Raw genomic sequence first — 17,433 nt, 5'->3', positions numbered from 1 at the left:
TTTTTTATTGTTTATTTTGTAATGATGGCAATGGCTTCATCAATTGGTGTCAGGGGATGTTCAAGAACAGTTGGTAAATCATCTGATGTCATGCTAAGTTCGCCTTTACGGATGAAGGCTTGTACCAAAGTGACAAAGTGAGCGGTTCCTGCATCTAAGCCATTTCGTTGTAGAATATCGGCATATGTTTCATCATCGACAGACTTCACTTCAAAGTCACCAGGAATATGTTTGGCTAATTCTTGGTAAGTTAACGGCGCTCCTGAGAATTCGTAGACAGACTTAGGATGAGGTGTCACTAATACTCGACTAGCTGCTTGCGCGTATTCTTTTTCCAATGCCCAACCAACTTGACCGTCTCCGGCAGAATAGACGAAAGGTTGACCAGCCATGGCGGCTTTAATCGCACCAGCTTCGTTTTCAAGATACCAGTTATTGCGTAAGAAAGAATGCGCGATACCAGATTCTAAGATGGCTGTTTCTGTTGTTTGATGGTCAGTTGCTAATATAGCAGTAGCCTGATCAGCATGCGGGAAACTCGTATAAGCAATATACCCAACGCCTGCTGCCTTAGCAGCTTCAACGACATTGAGGTGTTGTTGCTCACGACTCACAACATCGCCCGGCTGAGATGAGATAAATAAAAGACGATCGACACCAGCGAGTGATTGCGTTAATTCAGCAACATTTGTATAGTCACCTGGTCGAATATCAATGCCTTCTGGCAATAATGTTTTGGCTTTATCCACATTTCGTGCTAAAGCAATAATATCATTAACCGGCACAAGTTCTGCTAAGTGTTGAACGGCAACACGACCAAATTTTCCAGTTGCAGTTGTAATGGCGTATTTCATATATAATTCCTCTTTTCTAAAATAGAGTAAAATAAAACGTCTACCTGTAATTATTATAGTAACAGGTAGACGTTAAGTCAACTCATTTAAGTTAAGATGCTTTATCAGGTTCAATAAAATGCGCACCGAGTAAGCGACTGGCTAAGAAAATGATGGTCCCAACAATTAGCGCAGACATCGAGACATCGCTCAACCAGTGAGCGCCAATACGTACACGACTCAGGGCAGTTAAAGTGCCCATCGCCAAGCCGAAAATAGTCATCCCTTTTTGCCAACTTCTATTTTCACGTGGTACGAAAAAAGTCAGATATAAGAATAGAAAGCCAGACATTGTGTGACCAGAAGGGAAAGATTTGTGACCATTCACGCCATTGAGATGGTACCAAGGGGTGAATTCAGCGCCACTAGCAGATATTTCGTACGGGCGGAAACGTCCCCAAAGATCTTTCATATCATTGATTGTCGTATCAGCTGTTTTGGCAACGAGGATACCAATAAGTGCAGCAAAGAAAAATAACGGCGTTGTTGTGAACTTTTGTGGCTCACATAGATAAAGAACAGCCAAGATAAGAAAAGGAAAGTGAGTGCGGTTAGGAACCACTGTAAACTTTGTGGATAAAGGCTTGTCGCCGCTGTATCATTATTAGCCACACCAGCTGGAATACCTTTGGCAATATTACCAAGCATTGAATACGTATAGGTCATCGCATCGGTAAATTGATCGAATAGCTGATTAAATGAAAAGCCTAGCGCCAAAGCAGTCATCAAACCACGTGTGACGGGTTCTTGACATTCGAACCATGTAAACCATGCAATCATTTGAAAACTAACAAATAAAACAATAAATTCACCACCATCAGCGTAGTTTTGGAAAATATTACCAAAAATAGAATTCTGATTAACAATGAAATGACTGATTTGTTGATCAAAGAAAGTGGCAATGAGTAAGGCGACAAGGACGATACTCAAATAAATTTTGACACCACGCCACTCACCCGAAGTGGTTGAAAAATTGAGCCGGTGCTCATCAAACTCGGAACCTAAAACATCATTAAGCTGTTGCATCATCATGTCCTCCAAAGACTCAAGATATACCTTGAGTATAGAAGAATATTATCAGCAAACGGTCTTAATAATGTAAAGAAATGCACTTTATTTTGTATCGAATGGCGCAAGATGCGCTTCAATATTGTGACGTTCTGGTTCTAAGAAAGGTGGTAACGCAAGCTTTTTATCCGCTTCTTCATAAGTTTCATCAATGAAAAAGCCGGGTTGAGTCGTAGCGAGTTCAAAAAGAATACGTGGGACTGGTCGAAAGTATTGTGACTTAAAGTAATAACGATCGATGACATCAGAGTGTGGTAATGCATGATGGTGGAAGCAATCCTGCCACTGTGCTAAAGCCTGGTCATCCTGTACTGTAAAGGCGATATGATGGACACCCCCATATCCCTGAACACCATCGATATTATCACCACAACTATGGATAATAATTTGTGCGCCTAAGCCACCATGAGCAAATTCATAAAGATGGTACTTTTGATCAGCTGTGCTCGTTACTTTTTCAGCTTTTAAGATCTGAGTCAAAACCTGATCGATAGCCTTTGGTTCATGCAACGTAATCGTTACCGGTCCTAAACCAATGATGGCGTGAGCCTCATCGACATCAGCGTATCGCCAAGGGCGGTGTGGTTGAGTCATCACATTTGTCTGCCGATTAGTCGCTTCACTGACCAGTGCATATTGTTGACCGTCAAAATCATAAAAATTAAGATATTTTGCACCAAATTGTGTGTGAATTTGCGGTTCATAACGTACTTGTAAGCGATCAAAACGCTTTTGCCAGTAGGACAATGCAGCATCACTAGGCACTCTAAAGGTTAATCGTGAAATTTCATTATTACCAATTTGTCTTGATTTTTCATCGGGATTGACGAAAAAAGTCATAATGGCACCAGGCTCACCCATATCATCGGTAAAGTAGAGATGATATGTCAGAATGTTATCTTGGTTGGCAGAGCGTTTAATAAAATGCATGCCTAGTTTATTCATAAAAAAATCACAGATTTTGGGTGCACTCGATGTAATTGCAGTGACGTGGTGCAATCCTAAAATCGTTTTACTCATGGTTGACTCCTTTCAATACGGTCGAACATCTAGTTCTAGTTTACGCTGTTTTTAATTTGGGCAAAAGCAAACACGCTTAATTTGGAAAAGTTGATGAACGGGTTATAATGATAGCAGACTGTTTTGAGGAGTGACGTATGATTAAAAGTAAAAAAGTATTGGCCTTACTTTCCATTGGTTTATTCGCCTTTATGTCGACATTGGATGGTTCGATTGTAAATATTGCTTTGCCAACCATTTCGCGTGAACTAGGTGTTGGTATGCAAGAGGTCACGTGGACGGTAACGGTGTATCTTGTGGTTATCTCTGGCTTGTTGTTACTGTTTGGTCGATTAGGCGACTTAATGGGGAAAACAACAATTTTTCGCTATGGTACATTAATTTTTACCGTTGGCTCATTATTAGCGGGCTTTAATTTTGGCTTATCTTTTTTGATTGTGGCACGAATTGTACAAGCGATTGGGGCTGCAATGACAATGAGTAATAGCTTCGGTATTACATCCATGATTTCAACTCCCAGTACGCGAGCGCGTTCGATGTCAATTATTGCCATGTTTGTCTCGTTGGGCTTAATTAGTGGTCCGGCAGTTGGTGGTGTATTGCTACAATTTTTGCCTTGGTCATACATTTTTTGGCTGAATGTACCAATTGGCATTATTGCCGCTGCGGTGGGACATAGCGTCTTACCACGGGAAACACAATCAACGCATATAAAAGAAGTCGATATAATTGGTGCAAGTCAGCTATTTTTATTGATTGTGGTGCTGTTCTTAAGCTTAAATAGCTTACAGTCATTGGGCTATGCATCAACATTGACCTGGCTTGGCTTATTTATCACAGTGATGTTATTTATCTGGTTTATTATGACGGAGCGTCGGGTAAAGCATCCCTTGCTAGCATTAGCGATTTTCAAGAATAAATTATTTAATATCAGTGTCATTTCGAGCTTATTAGTGTTCACAAGTAGTGCATGTAACAATATTTTAATGCCATTTTACTTACAAAATTACCGTCATTTCACAGCTGGTTTTTCGGGGCTATTGTTAATGTCAATTCCAGCTGCGATGTTTATTTTTGCACCAATTTCAGGTGTTTTGTCGGATAAATTGAATAAAGAAGTTATCACAATTGTGGGCTTAACAGGTTTAGTTATTTCTCAATTTGGATATATTGTCTTTCATGCAGAAAGTACATTCATCTGGCTTATTGGGACATTCATTTTAAATGGTGCAGCGGCAGGGCTGTTCCAATCGCCTAATAATGCTTTGGTAATGGAAAACGTCACCCATCAGTATTTTGGTATTGCGGGTTCATTAAATGCTTTGGCACGAAATATGGGATTTGTGTTGGGAACAGTACTTGCAACAACATTACTTTTCATCAGTATGTCAACACAACTGAATCGTCATGTGACAGATTATGTGCCGCAACATCCAGAAGTATTTTTGAATGGGATGCACTTTGCTTTTTATGTTTCACTCGGCTTGATTTTAGTAGCATGGTGCCTAGTAGCGTACCGATTATGGCGCAATTCAGGACATATCGCAAAATAAAAACCCTTTCATGAATATAACAATAGACATATTTAAATATTCTAGGGTAATATGATTGTATGAAGAATCGAAAGCTATTTTTGATTATTGTAATCGGCGTTGTATTTTTTTGTGTATTGGTATCTATCAGATGATAAAAAGTAAGCCAGAACGTGGTATTTATGAACAATGGCGTGCGCAGTATGTGACAAACTATCAAGATGGTGCGTATGTCAACGGTAGTGATCGCAAAACCAAAAGTAAGACCGCATTGTCTGAGGCACAAGGTTATGGCATGCTGATTACGGTTTTGGCTGCACAAAACAAGCAGGCGGATCAAAAAGCATTTAATCGCCTGCTTGTTTACTATCAAAAGCATACGATTAGTGCATCGAATCATTTGATGGCTTGGAAACAAGTACAGCGCGGTCAAAAGATGGTGACGCTTAAAAATAACCGGACCAATGCCACGGACGGTGATTTGGATATTGCTTTTGCGTTGCTGCAAGCGGATCGATTGTGGGGATCTAGTGGACAGTATAATTATCGTCAACTTGCTAAAGCACTATTAGATGATATATTACGCTACAACTATAACAGCCAAAATGAACTACCATATGTGGGTAACTGGGCGAAATCAGATACAAAGTATCATGACTTAGTGCGGACATCAGATTTGATACCAGCTTATTTTGAAACTTTCTATGCCACAACACAAGATGAACGTTGGCATAAGCTATCTGAAAAATCAGTACAAACTTTACAAAAGTTAAGTGATAGTAGTTCAGTTGGTTTAATGCCTGATTTTATTTGGGCAAGATCAGATGGTATTAGTGCGGTATCAGCGAACACATTTGAGAGTAAAAATGATGGTGATTATGGTTGGAATGCTAATCGAATCCCAATGCGTCTGGCTTTTCAGTCGGATAATGCACAGTTAAAAGCAATAAATCGTAAGATGCTTGACTTTTTCAGCCAACAAGAACAGATTAAGGCAGTTTATGATTTAAACGGACAAGCACGTAATGATTACACGTCTATGGCATTTGTAGCGCCAGTGGCGGTGGCGGCTTATCAGCAAAAGCAGTCGTTTAATGACTATGCTAAAGGATTAGTTCGGCGCGTTAAGTCAGAAAAAATAACGGGGAATTATTATGCGGATACGCTACAAGTGTTAGCGTTACTCATGATTGAAAACAATTTAAAACTGGAGGAATAGTGATGCATATTGTGATTTTTGAAGGCATATTAATTGCGGTACTATTAATGAGCTATTTTTTGGGGAAACGTTACCATAAAAGCCGACAATTACTGTTACTGCTCTACATTGTAACGATGAGCGTCTATATTGTGTGGCGTGCAGGTTGGACGTTACCAACAAATAATGCATTAAGTATCTTTTTTGGCATATTATTATTGGCAGCTGAAGTAGGGGGCTTCGTTTTATCCCTAGTATTCTATCGTGTCTTCCTTAGAAAATATAAGCGTGCAGCCGAACCATTGAGCTTGTTTAAAGGCGAGTATCCGAGTGTGGATATTATGATTGCTACTTATAATGAAGGCAAAGAAATATTGAAACGCGGTATTGTGGCCGCAACTTTAGCGTATTATCCGAAGCCAGAATTAGTGAACATTTATGTGTGTGATGATGGTGATCGTCCTGAAGTTGAGCAATTATGCCAAGAATTAGGCGTACATTATGTCAGCCGACTCACACATGAACATGCGAAAGCTGGTAATTTGAATCATGCGATGACTGTCTCTCAAGGGGAGTTAGTTGTAACGATGGATGCAGACATGGTGATGCGTGAGGATTTCTTGGCACTCACGGTAGGTTATTTCCATGATCCTAAAATGGGCTTCATGCAAGCACCACAAACGTTCTTCAACGAAGATCCGTATCAATTTAACCTTTTTGCGAGTGACACGATTGGTAATGATCAAGATTTCTTCATGCGTAGTATTGAAGCGCAAAAAGATGCCTTTAATGCAGTGATGTACGTCGGATCAAATGCAATATTTAGACGTGAAGCCTTAAATAGTATCGGTGGCTTTAGTACCGGTGTGATTACCGAGGATATGGCGACGGGGATGTTTTTGCAAGCTAAAGGCTGGCGCTCTGGCTTTGTTAATGAAAACCTAGCGAGTGGCTTAGCACCAGAAACATTTGGTGATTTAATTAAGCAACGTGATCGTTGGGCACGGGGTAATATCCAAGTGGCCAAGAAGTGGAATCCATGGCGATTAGAAGGTTTGAGCCTAGTTCAACGCATTCTGTACGCCGATGGTATTCATTACTGGTTCTCAGGTATTTATAAAATGATTTTCTTGTTGGCACCCATATTATTTTTGGTGTTTGGACAATATAGCTTGCAAACTGATATGTATCAGATATTGATTTTCTGGTTACCAGCATTTATTGCATCACAATTAGCGTTTAACTTGGTCAGCGAAAAGAAGCAAACGGTAATGTTGAGTAATATTTATGAAGTCGCAACTGCACCATTTATGGCTTATGCCGTATTTAATGAATTATTCTTAAAGTCTAAAAAGGGTTTTGCTGTTACCCGTAAAGGTGTGAACAGCGATGCAAGTTTTTATAATTGGGCGACAGCATGGCCAGTGCTTGTGTTATTAGTACTATCGATCATTGGTTTAGTTCGTGGGATTGGCTTTGTTAGTGGCTATTGGCCAAGCCCTTATCCCGTGCAAGGAATTTACATCAATATTTTCTGGTTATTATATAATTTAGTATCATTGATATTGGCGGCTTATCTATCGAATGAGCGACCACGTTTGCGACAATCAGAACGCTTTGAAAGCCAGCATGCCATCCAGATTGAACTGCCCGATCACACAATGTTATCCGGGCACTTATTGGATTGGAATGAGAACGGTGCCAGAATGAAATTGATGGGTGATTTTTCACAAAACACGCACATTGATAACAGTACGTTAATTATCGATAATGTTAAAATGAATTTTGAGAACCAATGGCAAAAACCAATTGATGACGGGTTGTTGCTAGGGGTGACGTTTAAAGCATTAGATTTGCAAGCTTATGCTTTCATTATTCGTCATACTTATGGCCAGCCTTCAAGTCAGATTGTATCAGCACAGCGTAATAATAGTATTTGGCATATTTTAGCTGTGTGGTGGTTTAATACATTGAAACGGCGTGAAGCTTATCAGAAAAAGACAGATGCGTAAGGCATTGTCTCGGACGTCGCTTTTCTAGATAAAATGGGGTTGCCTTATGAAGAACACGTACTATTTTGTTGTACAGCCCATTGTTGCATTAGATAATGAGCAGCATTTTGATATATTTTGTTATGAATTGCTATTACGCGACCAGCAAACGCATCAGTTCCCTGGGCAAGCTTTTTTAGCACGATTGGGACGAAAGTTGGTAATCACACTTTCTTAGACTGGGTACAACAAGCGTTGCGACCAATCATGAAAACCAATCCACATATCAAGTTCTCAATTAATTTTGAAATCGCTCAGTTGCAATTTAATGAAACATTTCAATTTTTGAATCAGTTACAACCGTTAGCACAACAGATTTTTATCGAAATAACGGAACGGCAATATGACGAAAAAGATGTGGCCTTAGCGCGACAATTTATGGCCTATGTACAACAATTAGGATATCGTGTTTTATTTGATGATGTGGATAACCTCTTGATGCATGATGATTTATACACGTTACGTTTAGCTGATGGTCTTAAATTTTCTCAGGACTTAATTCAAAATAATGCATTACCTGATGTACTAAGGCAATTGACTATTTGCCAAGAAAAGTTAAATCAACAAGATAAATTGTTCATTGTGGAAGGTGTCAATAGTGAATTACAAGCACAACGATTATATGACATTGGCATTCAATTACAACAAGGTTATTACTTTGGTAAGCCACACAAAATTGAGGAGTTATTAGTGTAAAATGGTTGAGTTTTATAATTATTTTATGTTGATGCTGATTGTAGCGAGTTTAGCAACATCAACACTCATTAGCTTGCGGTTTATTAATATTAGTGAATTTAAAAATGGGTACGTTGACTTAATTAAAGTTTTGATGTCAGGATCGATGGTTTATACCACAATGTCAGTTTCTTACAACTTTGTTGGTAATATTGCGCATGAGTATTTATTAGCAATTCTGACATATTTTTTGATTAGTAAGCGCCAAGCCTTCTTTTTAACACTAATTACACCACTATTTGCATTACTCTTTATTTTCTTTATTGACGATAGTTTATCTCTACGTGTTATCATTATGTGCTTTGCTTTTGGATTATTTGTATTCTTACTTATGAGTGTCACGACTTATCTCATTCCTAATCAATTACTGGCAATTATTGTGTGTGAAATATTAGCGGTCACGACTAAGCTATGGTTTGCTTCAGATATTCCATTAATGGCCGTTCAATCTGGATCAGAATTGTTTGAATTAATACAGTCCTTATATAGAGTTGGTGTTGGTATAGCTGTACTGATTATTGTGCGGCAATTATATTTACAAGTTGTTAAGTTACAGTATCAGAACAAAAATTGTATCAAAATAGTTACCACGATAATTTAACGGGGCTGTTCAATTATCGTAAGCTAGAAAAAGATTTATCTTGGTATTCTCAAGATAATGATAATCTAGGGATTGCAATTTTTGATTTAGATTATTTTAAACAAATTAATGATGAATTTGGACATCTGAATGGCAACCAGTTATTGCAGCACTTTTCTGAATTTCTCTCGGAATACCTCCAGTATAAAAACGGTAATGAGCCATTAAACTTGTATCGTTATGGCGGCGAAGAATTCGTTTGGATATTTGATGCTAGTCACATTGGTGATTTGGCATTATTCTTTGAATCTTTACAACGTCAGCTCAAAACAATGCCTTGGGATGAGATAGACGGGCGAACAATTAGCTTTTCCGGTGGTGTCGGGTTATTGCGTCATCATCATGATTTGTCGAGTGTTTTACGTTCAGCTGATGAATTACTTTATCAGGCTAAAGCAAATGGTCGGGCACAAACGACAATTGAGACAAAATAAAAAACATCCATATTTGGATGTTTTTTATTTTACTTTTTTACTTGAAAGGTGCGTGTGACATAAGGCATCGTAATTGTATAATGATCAGAACGATATTGGGTCTGAGCGAATATATCTAATCTTTGACCAGTGGTTAAGTTGATTTGGCGTGGACCACGACTAGAGAAAGTGCTTGTCTGAGTTATTTTACCATTTTTATTCGTATAAAGTTTATATGTGAGTGTCGAATGTTGTGCACCAGTAATTTTGACAGTCGTTGCTTGATTGGCGTTGACGGATACTGTGGTAACGTTATGTTGTACTTTCCAGCTCATTGTACTAGCTTTTGGTGTTGTCTTGATTGCTGGCTTTTTATTTGGCTGTGCTTGATTTGCTTTTTTAACCGTTGACGTTGTGGGTTTGTTTGTCACAGATGGTTGTGATTGCGTTGACTTAACATCGAATGTTTTACTGATATACGGCATTGTCACTGTATAACGATCGCCATTCGCTTGGGCTGTTTGTGCTGAGATATCCAGACGTTGCCCCGCACTTAATTTTACCTGACGGGGACCAACACTAGAAAATGTCTGCGTTTTAATGAACTGATGATTCTTTAGTGTATACACCGCATAAGTGATAGTTGAATGTTGCCCACCTATGATGTTAACGGTGGTTGGTTGATTGATATTGACTGATACTAACGTACTATTCTTTTCAAAACGCCAACTCATTGTATTAGACTTTGCTGTACTGACTTTAGTCAAAGTTGGTGCAGCATTTTTATTTTGTACATTCGTTGTGGTTGTGCCAAATAGTTGATCTAATTGATTAAGGGCATTAGACTTAGCTTGACGAGATTGAGAGCCAATGCTACTTAATGCGGCATCAATGGGGCCAAGATAACCACGTACCTGGACAGGCGCTTGATCATTGTTTTCAATGTTACGTAGCGCACTAAGTAAATGATTCAAATCACTGGTACTATTAAGCTGAGATTGCCGGTATTGTGAGGTGCTATTTTGAATACGCTGAATAGCTGATGAATCAACTTGATTGATATATTGTTTGGCTTCATTAACGGAAATATTGTAGTAAGCAGTAGGATTGGCTAAAGTAAGTACTTTTGTAGCTGTTGCTTGGCTTGTATCATCGGCCGATACATTAGAAACCATAAAGCCTGTTCCTAATAGTAAAGCAGCAACGGATAAACTGACTTCTTTTCTCATGATTATTCCTCCAATAGTATTGAACACAGCTATCATAACTGTTAAAAATTGAAATGTCAATGTAACATTAAAGAAATATTTATAAAATATTTAACACAAAAAAGAAATCAAAATCATGCATAAGTGATTTAATAGCGTTATCATAAAAGTACGTATATATAGGAAGTTAAGAACTAAAAAGGAGTCATAATGACAGAACCCAAGGTATCCATTATCATGCCATTTTATAATGTTCACGATTATTTACCGCATGGTGTGGTATCTATATTGAATCAAACATATCGTAATTTTGAATTGATATTGGTCGATGATGGCAGTAACGATGGGTCTGGGCAGGTAGCTGATCAGTTAGCCCATCAAGATGCACGTATTCAAGTGTATCATCAGGAAAACAAAGGGGTGGCCGATGCTAGAAATACAGGCTTAGATGCGACGACGGGTGATTTAATTACCTTTGTTGATGCTGATGATATGATTACACCGTTTTATTTGGCGAATAGTGTGCCAACATTGTTGAACGAACAAGCTGATATTGTGACTACCCGTTGTGTTGAAGTAGGTAACTATCAAGAAGCTAATCTTGTACTCAATCGACCAGTACAAAAACAAAGTTTTACAATCGTAGATGGTTATCGTGCTACTGAAAAGTTATTATTACAAGATAATATTGACGTGAGTTGTTGGGGAAAAATTTATCGGCGCGAGCTGTTTCACGATTTAAGGTTTAAATCAGGAATTATATATGAAGATTTTGAAATTGTACCCAAAATATTTTTGAAAGCAAAAAAGGTCATTTTAAGACAAGAGACAGATTACGTCTATCTTGAGCGTGAGAGCAGTATCATGCATATGCATTTTAATGAAAATGAATTAATTATGTTAGACATTACGGCTGCGATTTTTGAGCGTATGTCTAACATTAATATTCGTTTGACGGAAGCAGCTGCTGCTAAGAACTTTTATGCGCTGAGTCAATTATTGGCTGAACTCTTTAAATTGACGCCGCCACGTTTAGACCTAATTGACCAAATTTGGTCAGCAATGCAGCATTATGCGAATTATATTACACAAACTGGGCGGGCAATGGCCAGTATTAAGGAAGCAAGTTTAATTGCGCGTCATAGTACGCCACAACAATATCAAGATTATTTAAAAGAATCAGGTCAAGATAAGGGCCTTTTACGTGATAGCCAGCGTATGCTTAACCATCATAATTTGTCGGAGTAAGGTAGCGTGAACAGCCCAACGACTGTTATAATATGTTACTATATATATGTAAGAAAATAGGAACAGGGGAAGATTATGCTCATTGCACATATCTTATTTGGAATTATGTCACTCATTGGCACCCTTATGTTAGGCATTAGTTTCCATAGTGAATTTAACCGTTTAACAACAATGCAAAAGACAGCGATTGTATTAACTATTGCAGGAACATTGGTCACAATTGTTTTGGGGATGTTTTTGGCGCAAGGTAATGTATTTGCCGGTGTGATAGCGATTGCATTAGTTGCTGCTTTTGTTGCAAGTTTGTTTATGCCAAAATTGGGTAAGCAAAACAATAAGTAATTGATAATATATCGATAAAAAGCTATGGTCTGCGACAGCAGATGATAGCTTTTTGTTATACTTAAAAATAACGACGTTGAAAGGATGAAATCGATGATTGATGTACATTGTCATTTATTACCAGGAATAGATGATGGTTCAAAAAGCCTGGATATTTCACTACAGTTGGCGCGAGACGCTGTTGCTGATGGTATTACAGCTGCACTAATGACACCACATCATATGAATGGTCATTATACGAATCATCGTGATGATGTCATTAAAGCGACACAAGATTTTCAGTTGGCGCTAAATGATGCTCAAATCCCGTTAACGGTTTTTCCATCACAAGAAGTCAGAATTACAGGTAAGTTATTAGAAGCACTGGATCAGCACGATATTTTAACCACTGATGAAACTGGGCACTATATTTTAATTGAATTTCCTTCTAATGATGTCCCAACGTTTTCAAAAGATGTTTTGTATGAAGTCCAACAACGTGGCATAACACCAATTATTGTGCACCCTGAACGTAATACCAGACTCATGGCCAAACCTGATATTTTGTATGATTTTATCGATCGGGGCGCATATGCACAAGTTACTGCTAGCAGTTATGTTGGTACCTTTGGGAAGGCAGTGCAAAAATTCAGTGATGACATTGTTCGCTCTGGATTAGCACATTTATTTGCTTCAGATGCGCATCATTTACCAGGTCGTACTTATGAAATGAGCGCTGCCTTTGAACGCTTAGCACAACAAATGGGCGATGATTATGTGGCAATCTATCAAGAAAATGCGCGAGCATTAGTTAACGGGGATGCTTTGACCCCATTCGAAGCTGTACCAATAAAAAGAAGAGATTTTTAGCGCATACTAATTATGCTATAATAAATTCACTTTAAACTAGGGAGAAATAGTAAAGTGAGAGTTGCTTTTTCATCAGATAATCACTTTGATTTAAATAAGATAGAGGTTGCTCGGGCAATGAATGCGCAAGCGCTTTACTTATTAAATGAGGGTATTAATGTTTATGTTTTAGCCGGCGATTTGTTTAATAATTTTGAAAAATCTTTAAGATTTGTTCAAGAAATGGAAGCGTTAGTCGACCATAAAGTGACCATTCGTTTTATTGCTGGCAATCATGACATGGGCAATAATGTTACTTATGAAGAATTAGAAAGTGATATTGATACCGTTTACTTACACAATAAATTCATTGATTTAACGCCAACGGTACGCCTAATTGGTAACAATGGTTGGTATGATTATGGCTTTGTTGGAGATACCTATCAGGATCAAGAAATTCAACAGTTTAAAAAAGCTTTTTGGTATGATCGTCGTATTGAACAACCAATGTCTGATCGTGAACGTTTCAATATTAATCTAAACCAAATGGCGCAACAATTACGGGAGGCGGCAGACAAAAAGACCATTCTTGTGTCTCACTTTGTACCACGGTTTGACTATATTAAGCGCTTCCCGAATCATAATCAGAAGTTAGACATGGTCAATGCATTCTTAGGTAGCCCAAAGGTTGGTGAATTAGTGGATCAATCTTATACTATTGCGACAGTTACGGGCCATTTGCACTTGCACCCAGCACCCGTAACAGTGGGTAATAATGTGTATTATAATCCGGCTGTCGGGTATCACACGACGCGAGTAAATGAATGGGCACATGACGACTTTCTGACTGAATGGCAACAGCGACTTGTTGTCCTAGATGTGTAAAAGCTAAATGCTACATTTAGCTTTTTAGTTGACCCCGTAATTAGTTTGACAATCGAAATAATAACTGATAAGATTTGACGTATTGAATGTTTCGATTATCGAAATAATTTGAAGTTTGTTCAGGAAGGAGCAAGAATTTGGCAGTTCTGAATACTACAGATATTATGAAGCTTATCCCTAACCGTTATCCTATTCTTTATATGGATTACGTGGAGGAGATGGTACCAGATGAATCAATCGTTGCGGTTAAGAACGTGACGATTAATGAACAGTTTTTCCAGGGGCATTTCCCTGGGAATCCAGTGATGCCAGGAGTATTGATTATTGAGTCATTGGCACAAGCCGCTTCAATTTTGATTTTATCTTCACCAAAGTTTCAAGGTAAGACAGCCTATATGACAGGGATTGATAATGCAAAGTTTAAGCAAATGGTACGACCTGGCGATGTTTTGAAGTTGCATGTATCATTTAAAAATCTTCGTGCAAATATGGGAACAGTTGCTGTTGAGGCACGTGTGAACGACAAAGTAGCGACTAGCGCCGATTTGATGTTCGTCGTTGCCCCAGATGAAGAAGTTAAGGCGTGAGTTAAATATTGAATGCAGATTTTGAACAATTGAATGCGGATCTAGTTGGCGTTTTTAATAATGTTATCTGGATTGAAGAAGCTGCGTTGCGGCGTAGTTATTTCTCTGATATTTCAATCAAAGAGATGCATACGATTGATGCAATTTCAATGTACGATGAAAAGAGTGCCTCCGAAGTCGCGAAGATTATTCACTTAACACCTAGTGCTATGACGACAGCAATTGACCGATTAGTTGAGAAGGGGTACGTTGAACGTCGCCGCTCTAATCGAGATCGCCGAGTTGTACGATTGGGTTTAACGCATAAAGGGCGCGTTGTTTATCGTGCTCATCAAGGTTTTCATCGTGATTTGGCACATAACTTGTTAAAAGATATGCCACCAGAAGAAGTGCAAATTGTTAAAAAAGCAATTCACAACTTGGTCAATTATCTGGCACGAGTAATTAAGCATTAAGAGGAAGTTATGGAACAATTGAAAATCATTGCCTCGGCGCATCAGATTCCAGGCCGTGACGTGACAAACGATGAGTTGAGCACAATGATGGAAACCAATGATGAGTGGATTTATACCCGAACAGGGATTCATCAGCGCCATATTGTGACAACCGAAAATACAAGTGACTTGGCTAGCCAAGTGGCACAAAAAATCATTACCAAAGCCGGTATTTCACCTGAAAGCTTGGACTTTATTATTGTGAGCACTATGTCACCAGATAGCATGTCACCTAGTACGGCTGCCATTGTACAAGCTAATATTGGCGCAACAAATGCCTTTGCTTTTGATTTGAGTGCTGCTTGTTCTGGCTTCGTTTATGGTCTCAGTGTGGCTGCTAGCTTTTTAACAACACGCTATCAGCGTGGTTTAGTTATTGGTGCTGAAACATTGTCGAAGTTAGTAGACTGGCAGGATCGAACAACTGCTGTTTTGTTCGGCGATGGTGCTGCAGGTGTCCTAGTCGAAAGAACAGATCAAAATATCGGCCTGTTAAGTGAAGAATTAAGAACATTTGGTGCCAAAGGGGAAAACTTAGTGGCAGGTAAGTTTGCCAACACGAATCCTTTCTCTGGAGAAATTAGCCCATTAGATCCTTATTTCCATCAAAATGGTCGTGAGGTTTATGGCTTTGCAACACGCGAAGTACCTGATGCCTTACAAGCAGCATTAACACAAGCAAATTTGAGTGCTGATGATGTTGATTATTATTTATTACATCAAGCTAATTCACGAATTGTCTCATCAATTGCTAAGCGATTTGGACAGCCTATTGCTAAATTCCCAACGAATATGGAAAAACATGGCAATACGAGTGCAGCTAGCATTGGTATCTTACTCGATGAATTACTTGAGGCTGGTACGGTGCGCCCAGGACAAACTATCGCACTAGCCGGATTTGGTGGTGGCCTGACGGTCGGCGCACAAATTTGGCACATTTAATTTGATTTGAAACTGCGTAGAATGCAGGTCAAATAACTATACTATTCATTTTTTCAGGAGAAAAATAACATGACAGATGCAGAAATTTTTGACAAAGTAAAAGAGATTTTGGTTGACCAATTTGATTTGGAAGATGACGAAGTGTCATTAACAACTGATATGACAAACGATATCGATGCTGATTCATTAGACTTGTTTGAAGTATTGAACCGTGTTGAAGATGATTTCGATATTAAGTTGGCAGTTGCTGAAGACATCAAGACTGTACAAGACTTGGTTAACAAGATCAAAGAGCAATTGGCTGCCTAAGTAAGCAGCTTTTGCTGTACATAATAATTTTAAGTGGAGACAAGTAATGACTGTTAAGATAGAAAATCCAATATTTGAAAAATTAGGCATGAAGTATCCCATCATGGAAGGTGGTATGACTTGGGCCGGAACTGGCGCCTTAGCAGCCGCAATATCTGAAGCTGGTGGTTTGGGATTCATCGGAACGGGTTATTGGCATGGGGATGATGTTCGCCACGAAATTCGTCGCGCTAAGTCATTAACTGATAAGCCTTTTGGTGTTAACGTTATGCTCATGAGTCGTCATATTCGTGAAGTTTTTGATGTCATTATTGAAGAAGGTGTTCGTGTTGTTGCCACAGGCGCTGGTGATCCTTCACCATTCTTAGAAGAACTCCATGAAGCTGGCATTATTGTGATTCCAGTTGTGCCTTCAGTTGGTTTGGCACGTATGATGGAGAAAAAAGGTGTTGACGCCGTTGTTGCTGAAGGAATGGAATCAGGTGGTCACATTGGTATGTTGACAACAATGGCTTTGGTTCCACAAGTTGTCGATGCTGTTGATATTCCAGTTATTGCTGCTGGTGGTATCGGTGATGGCCGTGGTGCTGCCGCTGCCTTTATGTTAGGTGCATCTGGTGTACAGATGGGCACACGCTTTTTGACAGCCACTGAATCTGAAATTCATGATAATTTCAAGAAGGCAGTATTGAAGGCACGTGATATCGATACGATTGTGACGGGAAACCTTTTGGGCAATCGTGCGCGTGTCTTGAAGAATAAGATGGCCAAGGCATTTGTTAAGAACGAAGTTAATGAATTACAAAAGCCAAAGCCAGATGCTGCTGCTATCGAGAAACTTGAAAGTGGTACGTTACGTGCGGCTGTTCAGCAAGGTGATAAAGATGGTGGTGCTTTCATGGCAGGACAGATTTCTGGATTGATTCATGATGAAAAATCAGCAGCACAAATCTTGGAAGATGTCTGGTCACAAGCTGCTGATTTGATGGGCGTTGAGTGGCCAGCAAAAGACTAAGCACAAGCTTCGTATAATAGAGCTG

At 38.9% G+C, this 17,433-nt stretch carries 21 protein-coding genes; 16 read left to right on the top strand and 5 right to left on the bottom strand.

All coding sequences use genetic code 11. The annotated features are described in order from the left end of the window. Window positions 1–11 precede the first annotated feature (11 nt). The 4 genes from LEUFL_RS0102775 to LEUFL_RS0102765 form a co-directional block, all read right to left on the bottom strand. The gene (locus tag LEUFL_RS0102775) at window positions 12–854 is read right to left on the bottom strand and encodes an NAD(P)H-binding protein (protein ID WP_010007317.1); all 843 of its coding nucleotides are present in this window, start codon (window positions 852–854) and stop codon (window positions 12–14) included. A 91-nt stretch (window positions 855–945) separates the two neighbouring features. Beyond that, window positions 946–1,305 carry a phosphatase PAP2 family protein gene (locus tag LEUFL_RS13040; protein WP_373419064.1) on the bottom strand — a complete coding sequence of 120 codons (360 nt, stop codon included), beginning with the start codon at window positions 1,303–1,305 and terminating at the stop codon, window positions 946–948. Continuing rightward, a complete protein-coding gene (locus LEUFL_RS13035; RefSeq protein ID WP_237697874.1) occupies window positions 1,302–1,925 on the bottom strand; it encodes a hypothetical protein in 624 nt (207 codons plus the stop codon). The genes LEUFL_RS13040 and LEUFL_RS13035 overlap by 4 nt, the downstream gene beginning before the upstream one ends. A gap of 81 nt (window positions 1,926–2,006) precedes the next feature. Then, window positions 2,007–2,981 carry a VOC family protein gene (locus LEUFL_RS0102765; RefSeq protein ID WP_010007316.1) on the bottom strand — a complete coding sequence of 325 codons (975 nt, stop codon included), beginning with the start codon at window positions 2,979–2,981 and terminating at the stop codon, window positions 2,007–2,009. 137 nt (window positions 2,982–3,118) lie between these two features. Between LEUFL_RS0102765 and LEUFL_RS0102760 the strand changes: the two genes are divergently transcribed. The 7 genes from LEUFL_RS0102760 to LEUFL_RS12375 all read left to right on the top strand — a co-directional run bounded on the left by LEUFL_RS0102760 (window position 3,119) and on the right by LEUFL_RS12375 (window position 9,571). Further along, the gene (locus LEUFL_RS0102760; protein ID WP_010007315.1) at window positions 3,119–4,534 is read left to right on the top strand and encodes an MFS transporter; all 1,416 of its coding nucleotides are present in this window, start codon (window positions 3,119–3,121) and stop codon (window positions 4,532–4,534) included. A gap of 130 nt (window positions 4,535–4,664) precedes the next feature. After that, window positions 4,665–5,732 (top strand): family 8 glycosyl hydrolase, encoded by a 1,068-nt coding sequence (locus LEUFL_RS0102755; protein ID WP_010007314.1) that lies wholly within the window; start codon window positions 4,665–4,667, stop codon window positions 5,730–5,732. A 2-nt stretch (window positions 5,733–5,734) separates the two neighbouring features. Next, a complete protein-coding gene (locus tag LEUFL_RS0102750) occupies window positions 5,735–7,723 on the top strand; it encodes a glycosyltransferase family 2 protein (protein ID WP_010007313.1) in 1,989 nt (662 codons plus the stop codon). A gap of 46 nt (window positions 7,724–7,769) precedes the next feature. Next, a complete protein-coding gene (locus tag LEUFL_RS13030; protein WP_010007311.1) occupies window positions 7,770–7,940 on the top strand; it encodes a hypothetical protein in 171 nt (56 codons plus the stop codon). Further along, on the top strand, window positions 7,907–8,458 hold the full coding sequence (locus LEUFL_RS11130) for an EAL domain-containing protein (RefSeq protein ID WP_237697876.1): 552 nt from the start codon (window positions 7,907–7,909) through the stop codon (window positions 8,456–8,458). The genes LEUFL_RS13030 and LEUFL_RS11130 overlap by 34 nt, the downstream gene beginning before the upstream one ends. A gap of 1 nt (window position 8,459) precedes the next feature. Then, window positions 8,460–9,098, top strand: coding sequence for a hypothetical protein (locus LEUFL_RS12380; RefSeq protein ID WP_010007307.1), 639 nt, complete (start codon window positions 8,460–8,462; stop codon window positions 9,096–9,098). Further along, window positions 9,068–9,571 (top strand): GGDEF domain-containing protein, encoded by a 504-nt coding sequence (locus LEUFL_RS12375; RefSeq protein ID WP_010007305.1) that lies wholly within the window; start codon window positions 9,068–9,070, stop codon window positions 9,569–9,571. Before LEUFL_RS12380 ends, LEUFL_RS12375 begins: the two co-directional genes overlap by 31 nt. A 29-nt stretch (window positions 9,572–9,600) precedes the next feature. Here LEUFL_RS12375 and LEUFL_RS0102730 read toward each other — a convergent pair whose 3' ends face one another. Beyond that, window positions 9,601–10,779 carry a hypothetical protein gene (locus LEUFL_RS0102730; RefSeq protein ID WP_010007304.1) on the bottom strand — a complete coding sequence of 393 codons (1,179 nt, stop codon included), beginning with the start codon at window positions 10,777–10,779 and terminating at the stop codon, window positions 9,601–9,603. A gap of 189 nt (window positions 10,780–10,968) precedes the next feature. On the opposite strand from LEUFL_RS0102730, the gene LEUFL_RS12370 reads away from it, so the two are divergent. The 9 genes from LEUFL_RS12370 (at window position 10,969) to LEUFL_RS0102685 (ending at window position 17,408) form a co-directional block, all read left to right on the top strand. Beyond that, complete coding sequence (locus tag LEUFL_RS12370) at window positions 10,969–12,006, top strand: glycosyltransferase family 2 protein (protein ID WP_010007303.1); 1,038 nt, start codon at window positions 10,969–10,971, stop codon at window positions 12,004–12,006. A 75-nt stretch (window positions 12,007–12,081) separates the two neighbouring features. Next, window positions 12,082–12,348: a hypothetical protein gene (locus tag LEUFL_RS0102720; protein ID WP_010007301.1), complete on the top strand. Its 267-nt coding sequence runs from the start codon at window positions 12,082–12,084 to the stop codon at window positions 12,346–12,348. Between the two features lie 93 nt (window positions 12,349–12,441). Then, entirely contained in the window at window positions 12,442–13,197 is a 756-nt protein-coding gene (locus LEUFL_RS0102715) for a tyrosine-protein phosphatase (protein ID WP_010007299.1), read from the top strand. Window positions 13,198–13,251: 54 nt separating this feature from the next. Then, complete coding sequence (locus LEUFL_RS0102710; protein ID WP_010007298.1) at window positions 13,252–14,061, top strand: metallophosphoesterase; 810 nt, start codon at window positions 13,252–13,254, stop codon at window positions 14,059–14,061. A gap of 137 nt (window positions 14,062–14,198) precedes the next feature. Continuing rightward, window positions 14,199–14,648, top strand: a complete 450-nt coding sequence (gene fabZ / locus LEUFL_RS0102705; RefSeq protein ID WP_010007297.1) for a 3-hydroxyacyl-ACP dehydratase FabZ — start codon at window positions 14,199–14,201, stop codon at window positions 14,646–14,648. An 8-nt stretch (window positions 14,649–14,656) separates the two neighbouring features. After that, the gene (locus LEUFL_RS0102700) at window positions 14,657–15,103 is read left to right on the top strand and encodes a MarR family winged helix-turn-helix transcriptional regulator (protein ID WP_010007296.1); all 447 of its coding nucleotides are present in this window, start codon (window positions 14,657–14,659) and stop codon (window positions 15,101–15,103) included. Window positions 15,104–15,112: 9 nt separating this feature from the next. Continuing rightward, window positions 15,113–16,084 carry a beta-ketoacyl-ACP synthase III gene (locus tag LEUFL_RS0102695; protein WP_010007295.1) on the top strand — a complete coding sequence of 324 codons (972 nt, stop codon included), beginning with the start codon at window positions 15,113–15,115 and terminating at the stop codon, window positions 16,082–16,084. Window positions 16,085–16,153: 69 nt separating this feature from the next. Further along, a complete protein-coding gene (locus tag LEUFL_RS0102690; RefSeq protein WP_010007294.1) occupies window positions 16,154–16,393 on the top strand; it encodes an acyl carrier protein in 240 nt (79 codons plus the stop codon). 46 nt (window positions 16,394–16,439) lie between these two features. Beyond that, window positions 16,440–17,408: a DUF561 domain-containing protein gene (locus tag LEUFL_RS0102685; RefSeq protein WP_010007290.1), complete on the top strand. Its 969-nt coding sequence runs from the start codon at window positions 16,440–16,442 to the stop codon at window positions 17,406–17,408. Window positions 17,409–17,433 lie beyond the last annotated feature (25 nt).

Origin of the sequence: Leuconostoc fallax KCTC 3537 (genome assembly GCF_000165675.1) — a bacterium.
Classification (GTDB): domain Bacteria; phylum Bacillota; class Bacilli; order Lactobacillales; family Lactobacillaceae; genus Leuconostoc_B; species Leuconostoc_B fallax.
This window is presented reverse-complemented; position numbering and strand designations above follow the sequence as displayed.